General features: G+C 61.7%; 19 protein-coding genes and 2 tRNA genes. 7 read left to right on the plus strand and 14 right to left on the minus strand.

From position 1 onward, the window contains the following. Positions 1-163: 163 nt before the first annotated feature. From ndk to CAQU_RS09190, 4 genes are all read right to left on the minus strand, one after another. Positions 164-574 (minus strand): nucleoside-diphosphate kinase, encoded by a 411-nt coding sequence (gene ndk, locus CAQU_RS09175; RefSeq protein WP_075727104.1) that lies wholly within the window; start codon positions 572-574, stop codon positions 164-166. A gap of 154 nt (positions 575-728) precedes the next feature. Then, complete coding sequence (locus tag CAQU_RS09180; RefSeq protein WP_075727106.1) at positions 729-1157, minus strand: DUF4233 domain-containing protein; 429 nt, start codon at positions 1155-1157, stop codon at positions 729-731. Next, the gene (gene folC / locus CAQU_RS09185; protein ID WP_075728646.1) at positions 1154-2623 is read right to left on the minus strand and encodes a bifunctional tetrahydrofolate synthase/dihydrofolate synthase; all 1470 of its coding nucleotides are present in this window, start codon (positions 2621-2623) and stop codon (positions 1154-1156) included. The genes CAQU_RS09180 and folC overlap by 4 nt, the downstream gene beginning before the upstream one ends. Positions 2624-3002: 379 nt before the next feature. Then, entirely contained in the window at positions 3003-5684 is a 2682-nt protein-coding gene (locus tag CAQU_RS09190) for a valine--tRNA ligase (RefSeq protein WP_245797247.1), read from the minus strand. A gap of 441 nt (positions 5685-6125) precedes the next feature. Between CAQU_RS09190 and CAQU_RS09195 the strand changes: the two genes are divergently transcribed. Continuing rightward, positions 6126-7622, plus strand: a complete 1497-nt coding sequence (locus tag CAQU_RS09195) for a peptide MFS transporter (RefSeq protein WP_075727120.1) — start codon at positions 6126-6128, stop codon at positions 7620-7622. A 104-nt stretch (positions 7623-7726) separates the two neighbouring features. Here CAQU_RS09195 and CAQU_RS09200 read toward each other — a convergent pair whose 3' ends face one another. Both CAQU_RS09200 and CAQU_RS09205 read right to left on the minus strand, forming a co-directional pair. Continuing rightward, on the minus strand, positions 7727-9166 hold the full coding sequence (locus CAQU_RS09200; RefSeq protein ID WP_075727122.1) for a flavin-containing monooxygenase: 1440 nt from the start codon (positions 9164-9166) through the stop codon (positions 7727-7729). Between the two features lie 9 nt (positions 9167-9175). Continuing rightward, positions 9176-9919 (minus strand): alpha/beta fold hydrolase, encoded by a 744-nt coding sequence (locus tag CAQU_RS09205; RefSeq protein ID WP_075727124.1) that lies wholly within the window; start codon positions 9917-9919, stop codon positions 9176-9178. Between the two features lie 139 nt (positions 9920-10058). Here CAQU_RS09205 and CAQU_RS09210 point away from each other — a divergent pair, with 139 nt between their 5' ends. After that, a complete protein-coding gene (locus CAQU_RS09210; RefSeq protein ID WP_075727126.1) occupies positions 10059-10808 on the plus strand; it encodes an IclR family transcriptional regulator in 750 nt (249 codons plus the stop codon). A 74-nt stretch (positions 10809-10882) separates the two neighbouring features. On the opposite strand, the gene CAQU_RS09215 is transcribed toward CAQU_RS09210, so the two are convergent. Continuing rightward, positions 10883-11860, minus strand: a complete 978-nt coding sequence (locus tag CAQU_RS09215) for a malate dehydrogenase (protein WP_075727128.1) — start codon at positions 11858-11860, stop codon at positions 10883-10885. Positions 11861-13015: 1155 nt separating this feature from the next. Between CAQU_RS09215 and CAQU_RS09230 the strand changes: the two genes are divergently transcribed. Beyond that, positions 13016-13741, plus strand: coding sequence for a TetR/AcrR family transcriptional regulator (locus CAQU_RS09230; RefSeq protein WP_075727134.1), 726 nt, complete (start codon positions 13016-13018; stop codon positions 13739-13741). A 127-nt stretch (positions 13742-13868) separates the two neighbouring features. On the opposite strand, the gene clpX is transcribed toward CAQU_RS09230, so the two are convergent. The 5 genes from clpX to CAQU_RS09255 all read right to left on the minus strand — a co-directional run bounded on the left by clpX (position 13869) and on the right by CAQU_RS09255 (position 18549). After that, positions 13869-15158 (minus strand): ATP-dependent Clp protease ATP-binding subunit ClpX, encoded by a 1290-nt coding sequence (gene clpX, locus CAQU_RS09235; RefSeq protein ID WP_075727136.1) that lies wholly within the window; start codon positions 15156-15158, stop codon positions 13869-13871. A gap of 309 nt (positions 15159-15467) precedes the next feature. After that, the gene (locus tag CAQU_RS09240; RefSeq protein ID WP_075727138.1) at positions 15468-16097 is read right to left on the minus strand and encodes an ATP-dependent Clp protease proteolytic subunit; all 630 of its coding nucleotides are present in this window, start codon (positions 16095-16097) and stop codon (positions 15468-15470) included. A 55-nt stretch (positions 16098-16152) separates the two neighbouring features. Then, a complete protein-coding gene (locus CAQU_RS09245) occupies positions 16153-16737 on the minus strand; it encodes an ATP-dependent Clp protease proteolytic subunit (RefSeq protein WP_075727140.1) in 585 nt (194 codons plus the stop codon). 209 nt (positions 16738-16946) lie between these two features. After that, on the minus strand, positions 16947-18299 hold the full coding sequence (gene tig / locus CAQU_RS09250; protein WP_075727142.1) for a trigger factor: 1353 nt from the start codon (positions 18297-18299) through the stop codon (positions 16947-16949). 176 nt (positions 18300-18475) lie between these two features. Next, a tRNA-Pro gene (locus CAQU_RS09255) sits at positions 18476-18549 on the minus strand. Between the two features lie 625 nt (positions 18550-19174). Between CAQU_RS09255 and CAQU_RS09260 the strand changes: the two genes are divergently transcribed. Both CAQU_RS09260 and CAQU_RS09265 read left to right on the plus strand, forming a co-directional pair. Continuing rightward, positions 19175-19249, plus strand: a tRNA-Gly gene (locus tag CAQU_RS09260). 902 nt (positions 19250-20151) lie between these two features. After that, the gene (locus tag CAQU_RS09265) at positions 20152-20370 is read left to right on the plus strand and encodes a helix-turn-helix transcriptional regulator (RefSeq protein ID WP_075727144.1); all 219 of its coding nucleotides are present in this window, start codon (positions 20152-20154) and stop codon (positions 20368-20370) included. Positions 20371-20850: 480 nt separating this feature from the next. Here CAQU_RS09265 and CAQU_RS09270 read toward each other — a convergent pair whose 3' ends face one another. Continuing rightward, positions 20851-21324: a ribose-5-phosphate isomerase gene (locus tag CAQU_RS09270; protein ID WP_075727146.1), complete on the minus strand. Its 474-nt coding sequence runs from the start codon at positions 21322-21324 to the stop codon at positions 20851-20853. On the opposite strand from CAQU_RS09270, the gene CAQU_RS09275 reads away from it, so the two are divergent. After that, positions 21323-22075, plus strand: a complete 753-nt coding sequence (locus tag CAQU_RS09275; RefSeq protein ID WP_245797248.1) for an HNH endonuclease family protein — start codon at positions 21323-21325, stop codon at positions 22073-22075. The two genes, CAQU_RS09270 and CAQU_RS09275, sit on opposite strands and share 2 nt — an antisense overlap. A gap of 73 nt (positions 22076-22148) precedes the next feature. On the opposite strand, the gene CAQU_RS09280 is transcribed toward CAQU_RS09275, so the two are convergent. After that, positions 22149-22784, minus strand: a complete 636-nt coding sequence (locus CAQU_RS09280; protein ID WP_075727148.1) for a mycothiol-dependent nitroreductase Rv2466c family protein — start codon at positions 22782-22784, stop codon at positions 22149-22151. 154 nt (positions 22785-22938) lie between these two features. Between CAQU_RS09280 and pepN the strand changes: the two genes are divergently transcribed. Then, complete coding sequence (gene pepN / locus CAQU_RS09285) at positions 22939-25524, plus strand: aminopeptidase N (protein ID WP_075727150.1); 2586 nt, start codon at positions 22939-22941, stop codon at positions 25522-25524. Positions 25525-25599 lie beyond the last annotated feature (75 nt).

A 25599-nucleotide genomic window follows, 5' to 3' on the forward strand; every position in this document is an offset into this window, starting at 1 on the left:
CCCGGCGTTGGTCGCACCCACCGCAACACGTCTCATGACGTTGTGGGATGTGGGTTTTAGGCATGAAAAATCCGCCCCGGAGCCAAGCCCAGGAGCGGATTGTGCGGTTTCGGCTATCCCCGGCGCGCGCTGTGGCGGCGTGGGGGTAGGGAAAACGAGGTTTTTAGAGGTTCGGGAACCAGATGGAGATTTCGCGTTCTGCGGACTCCGGGGAGTCGGAGCCGTGAACGACGTTGTTGGCGACCTCGAGGGCGAAGTCGCCGCGGATGGTGCCCGGGGTGGCCTTGGCGACCGGATCGGTGCCGCCGGCCAGCTGGCGCCATGCTTCGATGGCGCGGGGGCCTTCGACGACGCCGGCGATCAGCGGTGCGGAGGTGATGAACTCGACCAGTTCGCCGAAGAAGGGCTTGTCCTCGTGCTCTGCGTAGTGAGCCTTGGCGGTTGCTTCGTCGGCAACGCGCAGGTCGAGGGCGGCCAGCTTCAGGCCTTTGCGCTCGATGCGGGAGATAACTTCGCCGACGAGACCGCGGGAGACGCCGTCCGGCTTGATCAGGATGAGTGTACGTTCAGACATGCGCACCATCCTACAGGGCTATCGGTTGTGGTGGCTGCGCCTGGTGTACCCCCGGGCGTGCTTTGCGTAGTTGTCTTAGGGGGGTGGATAGCGAAACCGCCACCGGCAATGGGGTTTGCTGGTGGCGGTGTGGTGTGGGCTGCGGGGTGTGCGGCTAGGTGTGTTGGGTGGTCAACAGGCCACGCTTCATGCGTTCTATGAGGTTGGCGCGGAGGTACAGGATGAAGGCCCACACGCCGATGAAAAACAGCACCATGATGATCATGGAGTAGTGCACGAAGAAAGCGCCTACCAGGGCGATGACTTGTAGGGCGATGTTGACGATGAGGTTGATGGGTAGTCGTTGGAAGAAGGCCCAGACGAACATTGCGACACCAATGAAGGTGACAAAGAGCCAGTTTGCGGTGGTCCAGTAGGCGCCGTTGTCGAGTCGTCCGATGACAGTGAGGACGAGCAGCAGGGAGATGGCTTCCATGACGAGGGTGCCGGCCATGACTCCGTTGAGGCCTTTGAGGGGGTCTTTGGCGGGGGCGTGGCCGGGGCCGAGGGGGCCGTATTCGATGTCCTGGCCTGCGGTGCTCATGCGGGGTCCTTTCCAAACAGGGTGCGGGCCTCGCCCGCGGTGACTACCGAGCCGGTGATGACGACACCGGAGCCGGACACTTGTCCGCCTGGTTCGTCGGATTCTTCCGCCAACTCTACGGCCAAGGCCACGGCGCCTGATAGTGACTCGGCGGTGTGGACGCGTTCCTCGCCGAAGATTTCGCGGGCCATGTCTGCGAGTTCCTCGGTTGGCAGGGCCCGGGGGCTGAGGTTTTCGGTGATGACGACTTCGGTGAGGACGGGTTCGAGTGCGGTGAGGATGCCTCGGGCGTCTTTGTCGCCGAGGACGGCGAGCACGCCGATCAAGCGGCGGAAGTCGAAGTCGCGGTTGAGTGCTGCGGCTAGGGCTGTGGCGCCGTGGGGGTTGTGGGTGGCGTCGACGAAGACGGTGGGGGTGGCGCGGACGCGTTCGAGGCGTCCGGGGGATTGCACGGCGGCGAAGCCGGCGCGGACGCGTTCGATGTCGAGGGGGCGGCCGGGGCCGGCGCCGAAGAATGCTTCGACGGCTGCGAGGGCGCAGGCTGCGTTGTGTGCTTGGTGTTCGCCGGATAGGGGCAGGAAGATGTCGTCGTATTCGCCGCCGAGCCCTTTGAGGCTGATGCGTTGTCCGCCGACGGCGAGGGAGGATTCGATGACGCCGAATTCTTGGCCGAAGCGGGCGACTGCGGCGTCGGCTTCGACGGCGCGTTCGAGGATGACGCGCAGGGCGGCTGGTTCTTGGGCGCCGACGATGGCGACGTTGTCTGGTGGGGTGAGTAGGTCGCTGGCGTCCCAGCGGGGTTTGATGATGCCGGCTTTTTCGGCGGCGATTTCCTCGATGGTTTCTCCCAGGTAGTCCTGGTGGTCGAGGCCGACGGGCATGATGACGGCGACGTCGGAGGAGATCACGTTGGTGGCGTCCCAGCGGCCGCCGAGGCCGACTTCGACGACGCCGACGTCGACGGGTGCGTCGGCGAAGGCGGCAAAAGCCATGGCGGTGAGCACTTCAAATTTGCTCATTTTGGGCCCGCCTTTGGCTTCGCTGCGGGCGTCGACCATTTCTACGTAGGGCTGGATTTCGCGCCAGGTGCGCACGTAGTCGGCGGGGCTAATCGGGGCGCCGTCGATGGCGATGCGCTCGGTGACCAGTTGGAGGTGGGGGCTGGTGGTGCGTCCGGTGCGGCGGGCAAAGGCGCGCACGAGGGCCTCGATCATGCGCACTGTGGAGGTTTTGCCGTTGGTGCCGGCCACGTGGATGGTGGGGTATGCCTGGTGCGGGGAGCCGAGGATGTCCATGAGTTCCTCGATGCGTTCCATGGTGGGGTCGATTTTGACCTCCGACCAGCGCTGATCGAGTTCCCGTTCCACCTGTGCGAGGTCCTCGAGGTCTTGCGGGGTGTAGGCGGGTTCCTCACTGTCGGCTGGTGCTGCCCCAATGGGCAGGGTTAAGCCTTGGTCGTCGACCATGACGGTGCCGGTGATGGGGGCGCTGTCGGCATCGGTGTCTTCTTCCTCGTCGAAGTCTGCGCCGAGGCCTAGTCCAGCGGCTGCTAGTGCGGCTTCTACGGCGTCGCCGTCGGTGGGGATTTGGTGTTCGGGGATGCCGGCGGCTGCGGCGAGTTGGGCAAGTGCTGCTGCCTGTTGTTCGTCCACAACACCGGTGGTGTCTTCTGTGGGGTGCTCGCGGTCGTCGGGTTCAGGGGTGGGGGTGTCGTGCATGGAGTTTCCTCACAGAATTGGGGGGAAGGTCGGCGAATACGGTGGGGGCGAGAAAACAGCGAAGCCTGCCCCGCGTTGCCTACTTGGGCGTGGGGCAGGTCATGGCGCTGCTGGTGTGGGGCGGGGCTTAGAGCTCTGCCAGGCGGGCGGTGATGCGGGCGACTTCTTCCTCGGCGACTTGGCGGCGGGCGCGGATCTTGTCCACCACCGCTTCGGGGGCTTTCGCGAGGAAGGCTTCGTTGCCGAGTTTCTTGCCGGTGGTGTCGAGTTCCTTGGTGGCGGCCGCGAGGTCCTTTTCTAGGCGCTTGCGTTCGGCTGCCTTGTCGACGGTGCCGCTGGTGTCGACGGCGATGGTGATGGTGGCCTGGCTGAGGCGCACTTCGAGTTCGGCGGAGGCGTTGAAGTCTTCGGCGGGAACGTCCACGCGGGCCAGGGAGCGCACGGCGTCTTCTTGGCCGGTGAGGTCGGCGGCGGCGAAGTCGATGCGGGCGGGCACGCGCTGGGAGGGCTTAACGCCCTGGTCGGAGCGGAAGCGGCGCAGCTCGGTGATGAGCTTTTCTTGGTCGGCCATGCGGCGGCGTGCGACGTCGTCGGTTTCCACTCCACCGTTGGTGTCCTCGGCGGTGGGCCAGGTGGCTTCGCACAGGGAGGTGTTGCCGGTCAGCGCGGTCCACAGCACTTCGGTGACGAAGGGCATGGTCGGGTGCAGGAGGCGCAGCACCACATCGAGGGCGCGGCCCAGCACGATTTTGGTGTTTTCGCCGGTGGGGGTTTCGCCGTCGCGGGGGATTTGAGATTTGGAGATCTCCAGGTACCAGTCGCACAGCTCGCCCCAGGCGAACTGGTAGAGGGCCTCGTTGGCCTTGGCGAACTGGTAGCCATCCAGGTAGGTGTCGACCTGGGCGCGGACTTCTTCCAGGCGATCCAGGATCCACCGGTCTGCGTCGGTGAGTTCCTCACGGGCCGGGAGTGCGTCGACGCGGGCGCCGTTCATCAGGGCGAACTTGGTGGCGTTGAAGAGCTTGGTGGCGAAGTTGCGGGAGGACTGTGCGGAGTCTTCACCGACCGGCAGGTCGACGCCGGGGTTGGCGCCGCGGGCCAGGGTGAAGCGCAGGGCGTCGGCGCCGTAGCGTTCGACCCAGTCCATGGGGTCGATACCGTTACCGAGCGACTTGCTCATTTTGCGGCCGTGTTCGTCGCGGACCAGGCCGTGCAGGTAGAGGTCGTTGAATGGGATTTGGGGTCGGCCGTCGGCGGCCTGGCCTAAGGGACTGTTGGGCAGTGTGGCCGCGAAGGTGGAGAACATCATCATGCGCGCCACCCAGAAGAACAGGATGTCGTAGCCGGTGACCAGTACGCTGGTGGGATAGAACTTGGCCAGCTCGGCGGTGGCGTCGGGCCAGCCCATGGTGGAAAACGGCCACAGTGCGGAGCTGAACCAGGTGTCCAGCACGTCTTCGTCCTGGGTGTAGCCCGCGGGCGGCTGCTCGTCGGGTCCCACGCAGAGGACTTCGCCGTTGGGGCCGTAGAAGATCGGGATGCGGTGGCCCCACCACAGTTGGCGGGAGATGCACCAGTCGTGCATGTCGTCGACCCAGTCGAAGTAGCGGGGTTCTTGGCTGGCCGGGTAGATGACGGTGTCTTTGGCGCGGATAGCCTCGCCGGCCATGGCGGCGAGCTTGTCGACCTTGACGAACCATTGCAGGGACAGGCGGGGTTCGATGGGTTCGCCGGAGCGCTCGGAGTGGCCGACGGAGTGGACGTAGGGGCGCTTTTCAGCGACGATGCGTCCTTGTTCGGCCAGCGCTTCGCGGATTTTCACGCGCGCTTCGAAGCGGTCCATGCCGTCGAATTGGGTGCCGGTGCCGGCGATGTGGCCGGTGGCATCCATGATGGTGGGCATGTCCAGGTTGTGGCGTTGCCCCATGGCGTAGTCGTTGGGGTCGTGGGCCGGGGTGATCTTGACGGCACCGGTGCCGAACTCGGGGTCGACGTAGTCGTCGGCGATGATGATCATCTTGCGGTCCGGCAGGAAGGGGTGGTCCAGGGTGGTGCCGATGAGGTCCTGGTAGCGCTCGTCGTCGGGGTGGACTGCCACCGCGACGTCGCCGAGCATGGTTTCCACGCGGGTGGTGGCCACGATGACGTGGGGTTCGTTGTCGTTGAGGGAGCCGTAGCGGATGGACACCAGCTCGCCTTCGACGTCTTTGTAGACGACCTCGATGTCGCTGACGGCGGTTTCGAGCACGGGCGACCAGTTCACCAGGCGGTTGGCCCGGTAGATCATGCCCTGGTCGAATAGTTCTTTAAAGATGGTCTGCACCGCGCGGGACAGGCCCTCGTCCATGGTGAAGCGCTCGCGCGACCAGTCCACGGAGTCGCCGATGGCGCGCATCTGGTTGCCAATGCGGCCGCCGAAGTCGCGCTTCCATTCCCACACCTTCTCCACGAAGTCTTCGCGTTCGTAGTCGAAGCGGTTTTTGCCCTCGGTTTCTTTGAGCATTGCTTCGACTTTGGTTTGGGTGGCGATGCCGGCGTGGTCCATGCCGGGCAGCCACAGCACTTCATAGCCTTGCATGCGCTTGCGGCGGGCGATGGCGTCCATCAGGGTGTGATCGAGTGCGTGACCCATGTGCAGCTGGCCGGTGACGTTCGGCGGGGGCAGCACAATGGAAAAGCCGGGCTTGTCGCTGGCGGGGTCAGCGGTGAAGTAGCCGGCGTCGACCCAGGAGTTGTAGAGGTCTGATTCGACCGCCTTCGGGTCCCAGGACGCGGGCAGGTTGTTGGCTCGATCATCGGCATTAGACATGCGGCCCATCTTAGCCGGTCTATGGGCGATCTTTTGTGATGGGCCGGGTTTTTGGTGGTGCCTGCGCCGGCGTGGGTGTGGCTTGGGGTGGCGGGGACTCCTGGAGGCTGGGGAGATCATTTTGGGGGTTGCTTGCCCGCGCCTGTGGCTGGGGCGGATGGTAGATGCCGACATCGTGGGCGGGGCACACAAGCCACAATTTATGTGTCGTTGGACACATTTTCTTGCGGGAAGGATTCAATGAGCGATACCCGTTCCGGGTGCAAAATATTTTCACCTACACACATTTAGCCCGCCTAGCAGCCCACATATTTAGGGTATGTACAGGCAAAACGTAGCCTAACCCCACCAATACAGCGACAGTTTTTGACAACAAAGCACGTCGCCGAGAAATTGAACAATGTTCATTTCTTGCTGTGATAGGTCGTAGACTGCCTAAACATGTCACAAACTTCAGATGATTTACAGGGGCACACAAGCGCCCCGAAGGAAATGGACACGCGGTTTTTCGGCCACCCCCTCGGACTGGCAAACCTGTTCGGCGTGGAAATCTGGGAGCGATTCTCTTTCTACGGCCTGCAGGCCGTGTTGGTGTACTACCTGTACTACTCCGTCACTGATGGTGGCCTCGGCAAGGACGAAGCGGTCGCCACTGCCGTCATCGGTGCCTACGGCGGCCTGGTGTACCTGGCCTGCATCGCCGGCGGCTGGGTAGCCGACCGCATCCTGGGCGCGGAAAAGACCCTGCTCTATTCCGCCATCGCAATCATGGCCGGCCACGTTTCCCTGTCGGCGCTGCCCGGCATGTTGGGCCTATCCATCGGCCTGGCGCTAATCGCCTTTGGCTCCGGTGGCGTGAAAACGACCGCCTCCACGGTACTCGGCTCCCTCTATGACCGCGCCGACGCCCGGCGCGACGGCGGTTTTTCCATCTTCTACATGGGTATCAACATCGGCGCCTTGTTTGGCCCGCTGTTGACTGGTTTTGTGTGGAAGGAATTCGGTTTCCACCCGGCGTTTTTGACGGCGGCGTTTTTCATGCTGGTCGGTGTCATCCAGTACATTGCGCTGCGCCGCAAGACTATCGATGTCGATAGCTTCGGCCCGACCAGCCCGCTGGAAAAGGGCGCCTACCCGAAGATTGCGGGTGTTCTCATCGTGGGTGCCTTGGTGGTGTTCGCCGCTTTCGCGTCCGGCTTGTTGACTGCTGGTCGCCTTTCGGATGCGGTCAGTGCGGTGGCTTTCGTGTCGGCAATCGTTTTGTGGCTGCAGATGTACCGTTCTGATTTGGTCTCCGAGGTCGAACGCAAGCGGCTGGTGGGCTATGTTCCGATGTTCTTGGCGACCAGTGCTTTTGCCGCGCTGTTCCAGCAGCAGTTCACGGTGCTGGCTATTTATACCGATCAGCGCCTAAACCGCGATATTTTCGGCTATGAGATTCCCCCGGCGTGGATGAATTCGATCAACCCGGTGTTCATCATCGTGTTCGCTGGTGTGTTCGCGGCCCTGTGGACCCGCATGGGTAAGCGTCAGCCGACCACCCCGACGAAGTTCGCCATTGGTCTGATTGTCATTGGTTTGGCTCCGCTGATGTTCCTGCCGTTTGCTGGTGGCGGCCCGAACTCCACCCCGTTCATGGTGATCGTGGCGATTTTGTTTGTGTTCACCATGTCTGAGCTGTTGATTTCCCCGATTGGTTTGTCGATGGCCACCAAGCTTGCTCCGAAGGCTTTCCCGACCCGCATGATGAGTTTGCACTTTTTGTCGTGGGCGATCGGTACGGCTTTGGCTGGTACTTTTGCCGGTTTCTACCACCCGGATGTGCCCTCCCAGGAGCGCATGTTCTACATCGTGACCACGGTGGTCATGATTGGCCTGGGCCTGTTGCTGATGGCGTTCCGTAAGCCGATTGAGAAGGCTTTCGGCGGCGTGCTGTAGCAGCCGCGTGCGCCTGTTGCGGACAAACCGCCCGCGTGCTCCCCGATTGTGGGGAGTGTGCGGGCGGTTGTTTTTGTGCCTTTAGTCGGCGTGATGCCGGGGGGTTAGTTGAGCTGGAAGTGTTGTTGGGGGATTTCTCGCAGCTGTTGGCGCAGTTCGAAGGCGAAGCCGGGCCATACGGCGGTGAGTGTGTTGGTGCGCCCGTCGACGTACCAGGCACCACAGCCGCCGCCTTCGGTCCACACGGTGCCTTGCGCCATCTCGGCGAGTTTGTGTGCGTAGGCGTCGTGGGCGTCGCGGCGGGCTTGGAAGGTGGCTGCGTTCCATTTCAGTGCCTGCATGGCGGCGTCTACCTGGGTTTCGATGATGTGCACCAGGGAGTTGTGGCCAAGACCGGTGTGGCGGGCGTTGACGGCGATCAGGTTGGGGAAGTCCGGGGCGAACAGGGTGTGCAGGAGCACATCTCCCCTACCCCATGCTTGGGACAGGCTTTCGCCGCGGTCGTTGAAGACCTTTTCGGCGTAGACGGGTTCGGCGACGTCGAATCCGGTGCAGAAGATCAGCACGTCGGCTTCGATGGTGGTGCCGTCGGCGGCGACGAGGGTGTGGCCTTGTGCGTGATCCAGGGCCGAGGCTACGAGTTCGACGTTGTCGCGGTTGAGCGCGTGATAGAAGTCGTTGGCAACCAGTACGCGTTTGCAGCCGGGCGCGTAGGTGGGGGTGAGTTTTTCACGGAGGGCTTCGTCTTCGATGAGGTTGGCGCGGTGGGCGTCGGCGAGTTTTTTCAGCATTGCTTGGGTGCCGGCGTGTCCGCGCATGGCCGGGTAGAGGGCTTCGCCGTGCCAGAAGCGGTAGGCGCGTTCGGCTTCGAGTGCCTCTGGCACGCGGGCGAAGGTGCGTTTTTCGGCCTCGGTGTAGGCGCGGTCTTCGCGGGGGATGATCCAGGCGGGGGTGCGTTGGAAGACGGTGACTTCGGCTGCGGTGTCGGCGATGGCGGGCACGACCTGGATGGCGGAGGCGCCGGTGCCGACGACGGCGACGCGCTTACCGGCGAGATCGACGCTGTGATCCCAGGCGGCGGAGTGCAGCACTTCCCCGGCGAAGTCGGTGTCGGGGATTTTCGGGTCGATGAGGTGCCCGGTGGCGGTGATCAGCACGGTGCAGCGGTAGCTGGCCTGGTCGGTTTTGACGTCCCAGCCGCCGTCGCGGTAGGTGGCGGATTCGAGGTTTTCGCCGGGCCGGTAGTGCTGGTCAAGGCCGAGTTCGAGCGCGGTGTCTTCGAGGTATTGGCGAATTTCTGGGCCGGTGCCGTAGACGCGGGAGAAGTCTGGGTTGGGGCGCCAGGAGAAGGAGTAGAGGTGGCTGGGCACGTCGCAGGCGACGCCGGGGTAGGTGTTATCGGACCAGCAGCCGCCGAATTGGTGGTTGCGGTCGATGATGAGGAAGTCGGTGATGCCCTGCTGGAGCAGCCCACGGCCTAATGCGATACCGGAGAAGCCGCCACCGATGACGAGGACGTGGGTGGTGATGGGGGTGGTGTTCATGATGCCTGCCTAGTTGTACTCGTTGGCGATGGTGGTGCCCGGGGCGTGCCGTTCGGGGTCGTTGAAGAAGTCCGTGAGAACCGCGGTGATTTCTTGGGCGCGTTCCATGACCACCATGTGTCCGGACTCGATGTGGCGCAGTCGGGAGTTTTCAATGGCGCCGAACAGTTGCTGTTGGTGGTGCGGTGGCACCATGGTGTCTTTGGTGCAGGACACAATTAGGGTGGGTGCGGTGATGCGGCCGACCTCCCCACTGATGTCGATGCGGGCGTTGAGGTCCATCTGGGCGCGGATGAATTCGTTGATCGGCAACGCCTCGATGGCCGGGGCGATGGCAGCCGGCGGGGTGTGCAGGATGAAGCCCGGGGAAAACGCGCAGAAGGCCATGTATTCGCGGATGGCGCCGGAGTTTTCGTCGTACAGCTTCGACCAGATGCCGTTGCGGAGTTTTTGTTGGGCGTCGGTGGTGATCCAGCCGGCGATGAGCGCCAGGGCGCCAACGCGTTCGGGGTCGCGGGCGGCAATCGCTGCGGCGGCGACCGCCCCGAGGGAGAATCCCACCAGGTCGAACTCACCGTCGGGCGCAGCTTTCATGACCTGTTCGATGATGTCGTCGAGTTCGAAAGTATCCCCGGTGGGGCTCCAGTCGATGCCGCTGACATCCCGGTAGCGGCCGAGCATCGGCGCGATGGTGCCGTAGTGGCCGGCAAAAGTTCCTGATGTGCCGTGGATCATGACCAGTGGTCGGTTCATAGCGAAGGCTCCTGTACTCGCAGGTGGATTTGCACGTAGCTTTGGACGCCACAATGTGCAATATTTGATACAGTTTCATGTATTCTCCCTCACACAATGAGCGTCGACAAGGGATTTAAGCAAGAAAGTTGTCCAACTAATGAGCGTCATTTCTAAAGCTGCTTCCGTAATCCGAGTCCTGGAAGCCATGGGGCCATGTGGTGCCACCATGGGTCAGATCACCGACGAAACCGGCCTGCCCCGCCCCACCGCCTATCGCCTTCTCGACCAACTATCCGAAGAAAACATCACCCTCAATAAGAGCGGACGCTGGTACGCCCGTAACCAACTCTCACCCCACCTGGCGGAAGACGAGTTCGGCATCGTCGACAAGTACGCCCGCGAACTCGCCCACGTCACCGGGGTGACCGCCTATGTGGCCCAGCTCGACTCCGGGCGCGCCCTGTATGTCACCCGCGCCGATGGCACCAGCCCCATCCGCGTGTTCAGCGTGCGCGTCGGAGAATCCAAACGCCTCGCCACCAGCTACGCCGGCGTGGCCTTACTTTCCCGGCTCCCCCGCCGCCGCCAGGAAGCCGAAATCGAACACGTAGCCTCCCACATCCCGACCCGCTGGATGGTCAACGGCGCACAAGCCCGACGGAAGCTGTGGGACTGCCTGAATCAGACCCTCGAGCAAGGCTGGTGCGGCACCGAGGTCTTCATCCCCCAGGTCGCAGGTCTCGCCGCCCCCGTGCCCAACACCGAACTCTCACTGACCATCTCCGGGGTGCTCAGCGACATCCCCCCAGAAACACACCCCCGCCTGGCCCCCGAGCTGCTGCGCATCTGCGCCGATCTCGGTCAAGAACTTAACGAGCTGCGCGCAGCCCGCACCCCCAGCACCTAGTCCACACACGAAAAAGAACCCCACACTGATGTGAGGTTCTTTTCACTTTGCTTGTGCTGCACTAAACAGCAAGCCTAGATCAGGCCAGCAGCCTTCACGGCGTCACGCTCGGACTCGAGCTCGGCGACGTTGGCGGCAATGCGCTCCTTCTGGAAGTCGTTGAGCTCCAGGCCCTGAACGATCTCCCACTTGCCATCGCGCGCGACGGTCGGCAGGCCGAAGATCAAGCCCTCCGGCACACCGTAGGAACCATCGGAAGACACGGCAGCGGAGCACCACTTCTCAGTGCCCTGCACCCAGTCGCGCATGTGGTCGACAGCGGAAGATGCGGCAGAGGCAGCCGAAGACTTGCCACGCACCTCAATGATCTCAGCGCCGCGCTTAGCCACACGCGGGATGAACTCGTTGAGGTACCACTCGCGCTCGACCAGGTCGGACACCTTCTGGCCGTCGATGGTGGCGTAGGTGATGTCGGGGAACTGGGTGGCGGAGTGGTTACCCCACACGACCATGTCCTCGAAGTCGGAGGAAGGCTTGCCCAGCTTGGTGCCCAGCTGAGAGATCGCGCGGTTGTGATCCAGGCGCATCATGGCGGTGAAACGCTCAGCCGGAATGTCCTGAGCGTGAGCCTTGGTGATCAGAGCATTGGTGTTGGCCGGGTTACCGACCACCAGGACGCGAATGTCATCAGCGGCGTGATCGTTGAGGGCCTTGCCCTGCGGGCCAAAGATCTTGCCATTGGCTGCCAGCAGAGCGGAACGCTCCTCGCCCGCACCGCGGGGCTTCGCGCCAACCAGGAAGGCAGCGTTAGCACCGTCAAATGCCTCCTCGGCCTTGTCGGTGATGGTGATGTTGCGCAGCAGCGGAAAAGCAGAATCCAGCAGCTCCATCGCGACACCCTCAGTAGCGCCCAGCGCCGGGGTGATCTCCAGCAGGTTCAGCTCGACCGGGGTGTCCTGGCCGTAGACATCGCCATTGGCAATGCGCCACAGCAGGGAGTAGGAAATCTGGCCGGCAGCACCGGTTACGGCAATCTTCTTAGGTTGCGTCATGGGTAAAGCTTGGTCCTTATCTGGCCGGCTTCTAAGCACCCCATTATCTGGGACACCCCAGCAGGAGCGAGAAACTTCATCATCGCCACCGTGCTGGCCAAAACCATCGGCCACGGGAGTTGAGTATTTGTTTGCAGGAAGTCACAAAAGCGACCCGCACGAACACCGTCGAACACTCACATTCGATGGGACTTTGTCTGAAGCCCGCTGACGCGGGGCGCTTTCCTGCCTTAAAGCCTAGCGGCGAACCCGGCAAGCGCGCCGCGCCCCACAACCCATGCACACCAGCGCACACGGCGCCGATCCGCGCCAGGAATCAACAATGCACCACACCCAGAGTGTGTGATTAAGACGCCGCCACCTGGGGTAGCACGCCATCTACCCCCGTACTTCTCCCCCGCCGTGCCCAAAAGGGTGCACACATGCACAAGAGATGTTCATCAAACCGAGGGGCAGAATGTGGCGAAAATCTCCCTAAAAGCAGCTTTTGCCTGAATGCTCGACTAATGGGAAAGAAAACTACCCCCGAAAAGGGCCAGGCCCCTGCACTTGTCCCCATTTTCGTGTTGCATAGTACGCAGACCACGAATTGGATCTCCTGCCGGATCACAGCACCGCACAGGCCGCTGAAAGGCGACCACCGCGGCACCATGACCCGGCTGCAGTTGGAGGACTTTTCCTTCAATTGACCAGCGGTGTTAGCGGATGACTTCGGCAGGAATCCGGATGCGGATGCCGTGGGGCTACACATCCCCGTGATCCTTTTCGTCGGCAATTCCCCGGCCACACCTACTACCACCTGCAGACAAAAGAACACAGACTCGCGCACGCTTGAACCTTTGGCTTTCGGCACAGAAAAAGTGATAGTTTTCTAGTTTCGTGCTTTCGCCCTTTGGGGTGAGATGCGCACGGGCTAGCCGGCGCACCAAGACACCGTTGCGGCCCCGCCGCAACGGCCGGGCGTGTACGCGCCATGTTTGCAGTACTACACCGCTAACTTCATACAGAAATACCCAATTTTTTTCGCTGCGACCGCAGCGAATCATGCCATCGCTTCCTCATCGCGCGGGGGCGTTGAGCTCCACCAATTAATCAACGTATGAGTTTCTTTGCCTGAAGAACCGCACGAGTGAAGAAGGGACACGACGAGCCGCAATGACGAGCACTGAAATCGATGTCGACCAGGGCACGGTAACCGTGGAAAAGGTCGTGGCTATCGCACTGGACTGCTTCGCCACCGGTGGTTTCGATGACACTCGACTCGAGTCCATCGCCCAGCGCAGTGGCATGTCCAAGCGCATGATCCATTACCACTTTGGCGACAAGCGCGGCTTGTACGTCAAGGCACTGCAGCTGGCGATTGCGCGCCTGCGCCCGGACCCCAGCGAAATGGCCCTAGAGACCGAAGTCCCCGTCGAGGCGATGGGCAAGATCGTCAACGCCATCTACGACTGCATGGTGGAGGAAGAAAACTCCGTTCGCCTGGTGACGATGGAGAACCTTTTCGGCCAGGCCGACATGCTGCGTGGCGCCCCGCTGGCGGATCAGTCCTCGGTGGTGCTGCAGATGGAACGGATCTTGATGATGGGCCAGGATGCCGGCGCTTTCCGCCCCGGTATCGCAGCCGTTGACGTGTACGCCATCGTGGCGTCTTTGTGCATGTTCCGCGTCACCAACCGGGCAACCTTCGCCAACCTCTATGGCACCGACATGACCGATGAGGAAAACCTCGATGGGATGCGCCGTCTGGTGCGCGACGCCGTGCTGGCGTTTTTGACCTCGAATATGCGCAACACCGGCGGAATGAGCTACCTGGTGGGCACTTTTGGCCAAACCGATGGTGGCGCGCAGTCGATTTACGAAGACCACAGCAGCCTGTAGAACCACCTCCTGCGCCCTCTTCGGGGCGCACACCACATGCCACTGCCCGGCAGCTTCTCTGATGTTAGGAAGCTGCCGGGCAGTGGTGTTTTGGGGTGGTGTAGCCGGAAAGACCTTCGGTGGTCTTTTAGGCGGATTTGACGTGCCGGCCAGGCTGCTCGATGAGGTTTTCCACCAGGGTGACATCTTCTTCGCCGGCGACGTAGCCGGCGGTGATGATGACCCGGGCGATTTCCTGGTCGGGAAGGTCGTACATCAGCGGCATGAGGAGGTCTTCCAGGATGGAGCGCAGGCCACGGGCACCGGTTTTGCGTTCCAGCGCCTTGTTCGCGATCGCGGTCAGCGCTTCGTCTTCGAAGACGAGCTCCACCCCGTCCATCGCGAACAGGGCGCAGTATTGGCGCACCAGCGAGTTGCGGGGCTCGGTCAGCACTTTCACCAGGGAGTCGGCGTCGAGGTTGGTGACCGTTGCGGTAATGGGCAGACGGCCGATGAATTCGGGGATGAGCCCGAATTTGACCAAGTCCTCGGGTTCCACCTTGGAGTACACGTCGATTTCGTCGAGTTCTTCCTTGGAGCGCATGGTGTTGCCGAAGCCGAGCGTGTTGGAGCCCATGCGCTTCTCGATGACTTTTTCCAGCCCGGAAAACGCACCAGCGACGATGAACAGGATGTTGGAGGTATCGACGTTGATGTATTCCTGGTTGGGGTGCTTGCGCCCGCCTGCGGGCGGCACGGCCGCAATGGTGCCTTCCAGGATTTTCAGCAGGGCTTGCTGCACGCCTTCGCCGGAGACGTCGCGGGTGATGGAGGGGTTTTCGCTGCGGCGGGCGATCTTGTCGACCTCGTCGATGTAGACGATGCCGCGTTGGGCGCGCTCAACATCCATGTCGGCGGCTTGCAGCAGGCGCAGGAGGATGTTTTCGACGTCTTCGCCGACGTAGCCGGCCTCGGTGAGGGAGGTGGCGTCTGCGATGCAGAAGGGCACGTCGAGCATTTTCGCCAGGGTTTGCGCCAGGTAGGTTTTGCCGGAGCCGGTGGGCCCGAGCAGCAGGATGTTCGACTTGGACAGCTCGACGGCCTCATCGTCATCGCTGCGCTTGGTGGCTTGATCTTCCTGGGTCTTTAGGCGCTTGTAGTGGTTGTAGACGGCCACGGCGAGGGTGCGTTTGGCTTGGTCTTGGCCGATGACGTAGGCGTCGAGGAAGGCGGAGATCTCTTTGGGTTTCGGCAGGCGTGGGCCGGCCTCGGCGGCTTGTTCAGCGTCCTGTTTGGACAGTTCTTCTTCGATGATTTCGTTGCACAGCTCGATGCACTCGTTGCAGATGTAGACGCCGCCGCCGGCGATCAGTTTGCGGACGAGTTTCTGGCTCTTGCCACAAAAAGAGCATTTGATGAGGTCGGAAGCTTCAGACATGCGTTACTTCTACCGGTCCTTTTCTTTGTGTGTTGGCCAGACGGGGTGCGGTGGGCTGGTCCCGCGTGGGCGCGGGTTTCGGCCACACTGCTGTTCAACACAGCAGGGGCGCGTTCTATGCCCGACAGCAGTGGGCGCGTGCCGCGATGGTACCGACTTACTCTAGTCGGGGTTGGGGTGTTTTCTTTGGTGGCGCGCGGGGCGGAAGGTGGGGGCGCGCAAAAACCGACGCCTCCGCGGTGATGGTGACGCGGCGGAGGCGTCGGTTGACCGGGCCCCCGATACCAAACTGGGGGCTTGCGGTGGGGGTTAGCTCTGGGCGGAGAGCTTGCGGTACTCGAAGACTTGGTCGATGATGCCGTATTCCTTGGCTTCTTCGGCGGTGAGGATCTTGTCGCGGTCGGTATCGCGGCGGATGGTTTCGGCGTCGCGGCCGGTGTGGCGAGCGAGGGTGGTTTCCATCAGGGTGCGCATGCGCTCGATTTCCTTGGCCTGGATTTCCAGGTCGGAGACTTGGCCTTGCACGCCGCCGGTGGCGGGCTGGTGGATGAGCACGCGGGCGTTGGGCAGGGCGGCGCGTTTGCCGGGGGTGCCGGCTGCCAGCAGTACGGCGGCGGCGGAGGCGGCCTGGCCGAGGCAGACGGTCTGCACGTCGCAGCGGACGTATTGCATGGTGTCGTAGATGGCCATCAGGGAGGTGAAGGAACCGCCGGGGCTGTTGATGTACATGGTGATGTCGCGGTCGGGGTCGAGGCCCTCGAGGACGAGCAGCTGCGCCATGATGTCGTTGGCGGAAGCGTCGTCGACCTGGGTGCCGAGGAAGATGATGCGCTCTTCGAACAGCTTGTTGTAGGGGTTGGATTCCTTGGCGCCGAAGCTGGAGTGCTCAACGAAGCTGGGAAGGATGTAGCGGGAGGTCGGCATGGAGGGGGTGTTCATGAGTGGGGGTGCTCCTTGGCTCGTCTGATCAGTGGTGGGGGTACGCGTGGTGGTGTTACTTGGCGTGGGTGATGACGTGATCGACGAAGCCGTAGTCTTTTGCTTCCTGGGCGGTGAACCAGCGGTCGCGGTCGGAGTCTTTGGTGATCTGCTCGACGGTCTGGCCGGTGTGTTCGGCGATGAGTTCGGCCATTTCGCGCTTGGTGTGGGCGAACTGTTCGGCCTGGATGGCGATGTCGGCTGCGGTGCCGCCGACGCCGGCGGACGGCTGGTGCATCATGATGCGGGCGTGGGGCAGGGCGTAGCGCTTGCCTTTGGTGCCGGCGGACAGCAGGAACTGGCCCATGGAGGCGGCCAGGCCCATGCCGTAGGTGGCGACGTCGCAGGGCGCGTACTTCATGGTGTCGTAAATGGCCATGCCGGCGGTGACGGAGCCGCCGGGGCTGTTGATGTAGAGGTTGATGTCGCGGGAGGGGTCTTCGGCGCTGAGCAGCAGGATTTGGGCGCACAGCTTGTTAGCGATCTCGTCGTCGACCTGGGTGCCGAGGAAGATAATGCGTTCCCGGAGGAGTCGCTCGTAGACGGAGTCGGACAGGTTCATGCCTGCTGCTGCGGATGACATCAGGGGGGAGTTAGTCATTGTCTCTCAATCGCTAATAGGAAAGTTTTTGTTTGAGCGCACGACCATGGGGTGCGCGGTGTGGGCTTCAGCCTACCGCTGTCGGCGGCGTTTCGGTGGGTTGAGGGCCGGATGTTCGCTGACAGCGTAGCAGGGTGTGAAAAAGCCCGCCCCGACCGTGTGGTTGGTGGGGCGGGCAAGGGTCATGCCGGTGCTGGCATGGGAGGGGTTTAGTTCTCCTCGGAGTCGGCCTGCTCGGCGTCTTCCTCACCGTAGTACTCGCTGGGGTCGATGTTGTTGCCCTCGGAGTCGGTGACGGTGACCTTGCAGATAGCGGAGGCGAGTGCCTTGCCGCGGCGCAGGTCGGCCATCAGGGTGCCCATCTGGCCTGCTTCGTTGATGCGCTGGATGAACTCGCGGGGGTCCATGCCGTAGTTCTGCGCGGTGAACAGGATGTGCTGGGTGAACTCGTCGTTGGTCACCTCGGGCTGCTCGATGTCGGACAGGGCATCCAGGAAGATCTGGGTGCGCACGTTGTTGCGGGAGGACTCGCGGGTCTGCTCCTCGAACTTGGCGCGGTCCATATCCTGTGCGGACAGCAGGTTGTCGAGCAGTTCTTCGTTGCCGCCGACCTGGGCGAGCAGCTGCTGCATCTGGGCCTGGGTCTGCTCCTCAACGAGGCTTTCGGGAAGCTCGAAGGAGACCTTGTCCAGGGCAGCCTTGAGAACCTCGTCGCGGATGGCCATGGCCTGGGCCTGCTTGGCGCGCTCCTCGACGGTCTCGGCGAGGTCTGCGCGGAGCTCTTCGATGGTGTCGAACTCGGAAGCTTCCTGAGCGAACTCGTCGTTAGCTTCCGGCAGGACGCGCTTCTTCACGCCCTGGACGGTGACGGTGATTTCGCCCTCTTCGCCGGCGTGGTCGCCGTTGGGCAGGGTGGCGGTGAAGGTGGCGGACTCGCCGGTCTTCAGGCCGGTGACGGCCTCGTCGAGGCCCTCGATGAAGTCGCCGGAGCCAACGATGTAGGTCAGGCCTTCAGCGGAAGCTTCCTTGATTTCTTCACCGTTGTGGGTGGCGGACAGGTCGATGGTCAAAACCAGGTCCTTGGCGGCCTTGGCGCGGGAGGTCTTCAGGGTGGAGAAGCGCTCGCGCAGGCGGTCGAGTTCCTTGTCGACCTCGGCGTCGTCGGTCTTGATCGCATCAACGGTGACGTTGATGTCTTCGAACTTCGGAACCTCGAACTCGGGGCGAACGTCAACCTCGGCGACGAACTCGACGAGCTTGCCGTCTTCGACCTTGGTGACCTCAACGTTGGGCTGGGAGATGACGTTCAGGTCGTTTTCTTCCACAGCCTGGCCGTAGCGGGACGGCAGCATGTCGTTGATGACCTGCTCGATGACCGGGCCGCGGCCGATGCGGGCCTCGATGAGCTGGCGGGGGGCCTTGCCCTTACGGAAACCGGGCACCTGGATCTGGCGAGCCAGTGCGGCGTAGGCCTGATCAAACTCAGCGGAGAGCTCGTCGAAGGGAACCTCGACGGTGATCTTCACGCGGGTGTCATTGAGCTTCTCGACGGAACTCTTCACGAGTCACACTCCTGGATGTTGAACTCACCCACCGTCTGACGCCCCATCCCCCACCCCTTAATCGGGGCCGGGAGGGCAACAAACTCAGCGGGCAAAAGCATTAGATGCAAATTACTAGTTGTCTTGTGCCCCGCGCCCCGGTACCAACTGTGTGATACCGGGGCGCGGGTGCGACGTCGGGATAACAGGATTTGAACCTGCGACCCCCTGCTCCCAAAGCAGGTGCGCTACCAAACTGCGCCATATCCCGTCGTGTTGTTGCCGAAGAAAATCCTCAACACAACAACGCTGTCAAAGCTACCCAATGAGTTCTAGCCGGCCGACATTGGGGCTGCGTTTTCACACAACACCGCCGTCATGAGCGGGCCTGTCACGAACAACGTCCACACTTAAAAACGTACTAGGAAGTCCGTGGCCCATCGGGCGTGAGGTGCAGTTTACCGAGTCTCGGGAAATGAGGTTGTACTTGGGGTGGGCATTACCCAGGACAACTTGCAAACGCGCTGTTCACAGCAGCCTTTTCCACCCATCGTCGAAATAGAACTGCCAGGCGAACCTGCACACAGCAATCCACTGACCTCCACTGACCTTTTAACCCCCAACCAAGCCCCAACAGCCCCGTCCTGTCTTCACGCGCGCTGAGTACTCCCACCCCGCATCTTCCCCGCTCCCCCACACCTCCCCTTTCCCCCTTCCCCCCTTCGCGCCGCCCACCCCTCAACGGTACGGAAGGCACGCAATCGTCGTGTCCGAGGATCACCATTTGGCCCCTGGATTCATGCCCTATGTGGAGTTTTTGCAACCACCCGGGGCGGATGTGGTAACCTCAACCGTCGTTGAAGCAGACTTCCTTGTGAGGTCGCTTTTGACGCGTTGGGAACGTCGTATAGTGGCTAATACCTCAGCCTTCCAAGCTGAAGACGCGGGTTCGATTCCCGTCGTTCCCTCCAAGCATAACCCCCGCTAGGGGCCTATTTTAGGCCCGCGGGGGTTTCTACATTCCGGGGTGCGTGTGCTGACTGTGTGCAGTGAGCTTTTTAACACAATCAGCGTCCCCACCCGCGACCTACACATGCCATCGTTGCGTGCGGACTACACCCCACCGGCAGGGCGCGGCTTTCCCCCCACGGGCCGAGGATTCGGAATGCAACCCCGCCGATCCAACCGCAACGCCAGCACAACCGGGAAGACCAGCGCCCATCTGTGCCTTCCCAGACCTTAGGCACAGTCGCGACCGGAACACCCAAGGAAGAGAAAACATGCGCACGCTTTGCGAGCGGTTTCTTCCCGTCTCGATTCACACTCAGGCGCATCGCCCGGTTGTCGCATCCCTTCAGCGACTAAGCTGCGCCGCCGAAACCCACCGCGTTTTCCCACTGTGAAGTTCCGGGTTTTACCCCACCCCCAGCCCCAGCCCCGCCACTATCGGGCGGTGATGAAGTGCCAGGGCAGGACTCCGCCTGCTCAGGGGTCGCGCAGGCCAACGCCCACGGGCGAAAAGTTTTTCTCATTGGGGGAGGTTTTAAGCATCCGAACCCCACTCCAACAGCGCCATTTACCTTATTCACAGCATGGCGACGACACGTCCACTCACGCCAAAGAGCGCCATCAGCCCCCTCTACTAGCAGATTCGCTCACATAATGCGACAAAACTAACTATCCGAAAGCCAAGCAACACACTTTTTAAACCGCACCCATCCTTAATAAATTCTTAAGTAAAGGGCGTTTCGGAGGCCTTTCCAAATGCTTTTCACACCCTTTATTCAGGGTGTGCCCATGTGAGGCTTGGGATGATTTACGACCCTTTTCTCAGATAATGCACATCCATTCTTTTTGCGCTAACCTAGGGCGCATGCAACCAAAGATCATTGACGCCAACACCGGCACCGAGCTGTGGACAGCTCGTGAATGTGCAGATGTTTCCGGCACCGCACGCGGCACTTTCACCAGCTACGCTGGCCGTGGGCGCGCACCTAAGCCTGTTGCGAAGCTTCACGGCTTGACCCTCTGGGATTCCCGCGACATTCGCGAATGGATTGATTCTCGGAAATCTGCACAAAACGCCGAATAATTTTTCCCCAACCTTGAATTGCGGGGCGAGGATGTTTTTACACATTCCTCGCCCCGCAATTTTTGTTTTTTATTTCTCAAATAAATAATTCCCCCAACGGCGCCCCTTTACCCCCTGGGGTATATTTTTACCGGCTTAACGACGTCCCCATTTTACGTCCACTATTCGGACGGTGCCTTTTAGCCTTTTCTCATAAGCCCAGCTTTCGCACCGCTGGAGGATACGTTCCCCCCAAAACACATCCCAGGCGCCGGATATCTCCATTGCCAACACGGCTCGTTTTCCATCTTTTCCGAAAAGATTTCACTTTTCACAAAACAGGCGTCCCGGCACCTCCACACACACCGCCAAGACCCCACAAAAAAGATGAAGACGAAAGTCGGCTTTAATGTGGCCGGCTTTCGTCTTCGTCTTTTTATCCCCCACCCCAAGGGGCAGGAACAATTATGGAGTTTTCCCTATGAGCGAGGGGTTTTGTGATTATTTTTCGGGCAGTGCCGGTGCAATACCGGTCTTCTCGTACTCAGCCAGGATGTCGATACGACGCTGGTGGCGCTCCTCGTTCGACCAGGGCTGCTCCAGGAAAGCATCCACGATAGCCAGTGCTTCCTCCTCGGAGTGCATACGGCCACCGATACCGATGAGCTGAGCGTTGTTGTGCTCACGGGCCAGCTTCGCGGTCTCCACCGACCAGGCCAGGGCACAACGAGCACCCTTAACCTTGTTCGCGGCGATCTGCTCGCCGTTGCCACTGCCGCCGAGCACGATGCCGAGCGAACCCGGATCGTTGACGGTACGACGTGCCGCTTCAATGCAGAATGCGGGGTAATCGTCCAGGGCATCGTACTCATGAGCACCGCAGTCAATGACCTCGTGTCCAGCCTTGGACAGGTGCTCAGCAATAATGTTCTTCATGTCGAACCCAGCATGGTCCGCTCCCAAGTAAACGCGCATGTCCCCTAGTGTAACCAACCCCACCGCCATGCACGCAGCCACGCCGTGCCCGCCGAAGGAATCTACGCCACGCAGCCGCTTTCTTTCCCGCGCCCTGCACGCCACGGTGCTTGGCCTCGGGGCCCTGCTCATGGCCTGCGCCGCACCGTCAGTACCCGGCTCAGCGATCGACCTTTCCCCCGCCCAGCAAGAGCTTGCCTCGCTACGCACCATCGATGATCCCGCGCCCGGATACCAACGCGATGCTTTCGGACAACGCTGGAGCGACGACGTCGAAGTCGACGGCGGCCACAACGGCTGCGACACCCGCAACGATGTCCTCCGGCGCGACCTGAAAAACCTAGAAATCAAAAAAGGCACCCACGACTGCGTGGCCTACGCCGGCGACTTCGTCGACCCCTACTCCGGCCAACAAGTGCACTTCCAACGCGGCCGCAACGGAAACGCCGCAGAAGTACACATCGACCACGTCGTAGCGCTCGCCAACGCCTGGGCCACCGGAGCACACCAGTGGGATGACGACCACCGCCGCAACTTCGCCAACGACCCAATGAACCTACTGGTCACCACCAAAGAGATGAATAAGTCCAAAGGGGCCAAAGACGCCGCCCAATGGATGCCACCCAACCGCGACACCTGGTGCACCTACGCCCGCACCCAAGTAGAAGTGAAAAAGAAATACGACCTCGCCGTCACAGATAAGGAAAGACAAGCCCTCTCCGCCGCGCTCTCCTCCTGCCCCACCCCATAAACAAACGGCGACTGCCCTCGTCACCAACACGCAACCAGGGCAGTCGCCGTTCAGTTCAACCAAAGCCTCAGAGCTAGTCGAAGCTGGGCATCTCGTCGCGGGAGCGCTTGAGCTCAAAGAAGTGCGGGTAGGTTCCCAACGTCAGGGCCGCATCAAACAACTCGCCAGCGGTCTCTCCGCGCGGGATACGGGTCAAAACAGGTCCGAAAAACGCCCGCTCCCCCAACTGAATAACCGGGGTACCGACGTCGTTGCCGACCTTCTCCATCGCCGTAGCGTGGAACTTCCGCAGCTGCTCGTCATACTCATCACTGTCGGCCACTGCGGCAAACTCCGCGTCCAAACCCACCTTTTCGACCGCACGGGCAATGATGTCGTTGTAGCCGCCAAAATCCTTTCGGCCACCATTGCCCTCGTTATGCACCATGTGCCCCATCACGGTGTACAACTCATCAACCTTGTCCGGGGCCTCCACCGCCACCTTGCTAAACACCCGGGCAGGCCCCAGGTTAGCTTTCATCTTCTCCCGGTAATCAGCCGGCAACTCCTCGCGCCCCTCATTAAGCACAAACAAGCTCATCGGGGCGAAAGTAACCGCAACGTCACGAACCTTTTCAACCTCTTTGATCCAACGGGAGGTCACCCAACAAAACGGGCAAGAAACATCGAAATAGAAAGTGATTGCTTGGGCATTGTTCTGGGTACTCATGAAGGGACTCCTTACTCCACTTGGGAGGTAAAACGGTGCTATTCGAAGGACACAATACAAAACGTCACACAGCGCCTGAACCGCAGATGTGCGGTCACAGCCCTGCCACTTTCACCCGGCGGGTACACCCGCCTGGAGTGTTACAGTGGTCACTATGACCTCTTTGAATTTGACCCGTGAGGAAGCGCAAACCCGCGCCGACCTCGTCTCTGACTGCCACTACGACATCGCCCTGGATCTCACCGAACAGGGCGAGACGTTTGTCTCCGACACTACGGTGCGTTTCACCACCACCAAAGCAGGAAGCACGTTCATCGATCTGCGCGCAGACAAAATCCGTGAAGCCGTCCTCGATGGCCAGCGCCTGGACAACCCGGATCCGCAGCAGGGCATCGTGCTGAGCAACATGGAACCGGGCGAGCACACTCTTCAAGTTATTGCCGATTGCGTTTATTCCCGCACCGGTCAAGGTCTGCACCGCTTCATCGACCCGGCGGACAACGAAACCTACCTCTACACCCAGTTCGAAACCGCCGACGCCAAGCGGGTGTTCACCTGCTTCGACCAGCCCGACATCAAAGCCACCTACACCATGAAGGTGACCACCCCGCAAGGCTGGAAGGTCATCTCCAACCCGGCACTCGAGGTCAACCACACCGAAAACGGCGACATTCACACCGGTGCCGTGGACTACAAACTGTCCACCTACCTGGTTGCCTTCTGCGCCGGCCCCTATCACGAGGTCACCGACTCCTGGACCGGCGCCCTGACCCACCACCCGGAAACCCCGGCCACCGAGCCGACCGAGCTGACCGTGCCGTTCGGCATCTACTGCCGTAAATCCCTCGCGCACGCCCTCGACCACGAGACCCTGTTCGAACAGACCAAGCAGGGCTTCGATTTCTACCACGCCAACTTTGGCATGGCCTACCCCTTCGGCAAGTACGACCAGGTTTTCTGCCCCGAATACAACATGGGTGCGATGGAAAACGCCGGCTGCGTGACCTTCCGCGACGAATACGTGTTTATCTCCAAGGTGGCCCGCACCCTCTACGAGCGCCGCTGCGACACCGTCCTCCACGAGCTGGCCCACATGTGGTTCGGCGACCTGGTCACCATGCGCTGGTGGGGTGACCTGTGGCTCAACGAGTCCTTCGCCACCTGGTCCGCCGCAATCAGCCAGGCAGAAGCCACCGAATTCGACACCGCCTGGGTCACCTTCGCCAACGTCGAAAAGGCATGGGCATACCAGCAGGATCAGCTGCCCTCCACCCACCCCATCGTCGCGGACGCCGGCGATATCGAAACCGTGGAGCAAAACTTCGACGGCATCACCTACGCCAAGGGCGCATCCGTATTCAAGCAGCTGCAGGCCTACGTGGGCCGCGAACCCTTCTTCGCTGGCGTGCGCAAGCACTTCGCCAACCACGCTTTCTCCAACGCCACCTTCGAGGACCTGCTCGGCGCCTTGGCGGAAGCCTCCGGCCGCGACCTGAGCGACTGGGCCAACCAGTGGCTGACCACCACCGGCGTCAACACCCTCTCCCCCGACTTTGAGGTCACCGACGGTAAATACACTCGCTTCGCGGTCGCCCAGTCCGGCGCCCAGCCGGGCCAGGGCGAAACCCGCACCCACCGCATCCAGGTCGGCCTGTACAACCTGGTCGACGGGGAAGTGAAACGTACCTTCGCGCACGCCCTCGACATTGAGGGCGCATCCACCGAGGTGCCCGAAATTGTCGGCCAACAAGCCGCCGATTTGGTCATCGTCAACGACGAAGACCTCACCTACGCGCTGATGAAACTCGACGAGGTATCCTTGTCCTTCGCGCTGGAAAACATGGACAAGATCAGCGACCCGATGGCCCGCGCCCTGATCTGGTCCACCGCCTGGGAAATGGTGCGCGACGGCGAGTTGAAGGCCCGCGACTACCTCCGCCTGGTGGCGCTGGGCGCGCCGAAGGAGACCGAGGTCTTCGTGCTGGAATCCGTGCTGAACAAAGCTGCCCTCGCCCTGGGCTCCTACGCGGACCCGACCTGGCGCGACAACACCGGCGCCATCGCGCACGCCTCCATGGTGCTCGAGGCAGCCAAAGCCGCACCGGCAGGCTCCGACTACCAGCTGGTCTTCACCCAAGCGCTGTCCAACCTGGTCTTCGGCGACGATGCCGCCCAGCTCATGCGCTCCATCCTGGCCGATGCCCCCGAACTGGAGGGCCTGCACGTCGACGCCGACCTGCGCTGGCGCGCCCTGACCTCCCTGATCGCCCGTGGCGACTACACCCCCGAGGAAGCACTGGCCGCAATCGAGGAGGAAAAAACCCGCGACAAGTCCTCCAACGGCCGCAACTGGGCCTGGACCGCCGAGGCCGCAATCAACACCGCCAACAACAAGGCAGCCATCTTCGAGGCCATCACCGCCCACGGTAAGGACATGTCCAACCTGGAGCTGCGCCACAAGGGCCGCGGTTTGACCTGGGCAGGTTCTGATAAAAACCTCACCGATCTTTCCGCCCGCTACTTCAGCGTCGCGCCGACTGTGTGGGACACCTTCGAATCCGAGGTCGCACTGCGCACCCTCACCGAGATCTACCCCAGCTGGGACATCTCCGAAGAAGGTATTGCCCGCGCTGAGGAGCTTCTCGCCGGCGAGCACACCGCAGGTTTCAAGCGCGTCATCGCTGAAGGCGCAGACCGCGTCAAGCGGGCCCTGCGCAACCGCACCATCGACGCACGTTAAAAGCACCACCAGCTTCTAGCAGTCCGACAAAGGTTTTGGCCCGGCACACACAGTGTCGGGCCAAAACCTTTTTTC

Source organism: Corynebacterium aquilae DSM 44791 (genome assembly GCF_001941445.1).
In the GTDB taxonomy this organism is placed as follows: domain Bacteria; phylum Actinomycetota; class Actinomycetes; order Mycobacteriales; family Mycobacteriaceae; genus Corynebacterium; species Corynebacterium aquilae.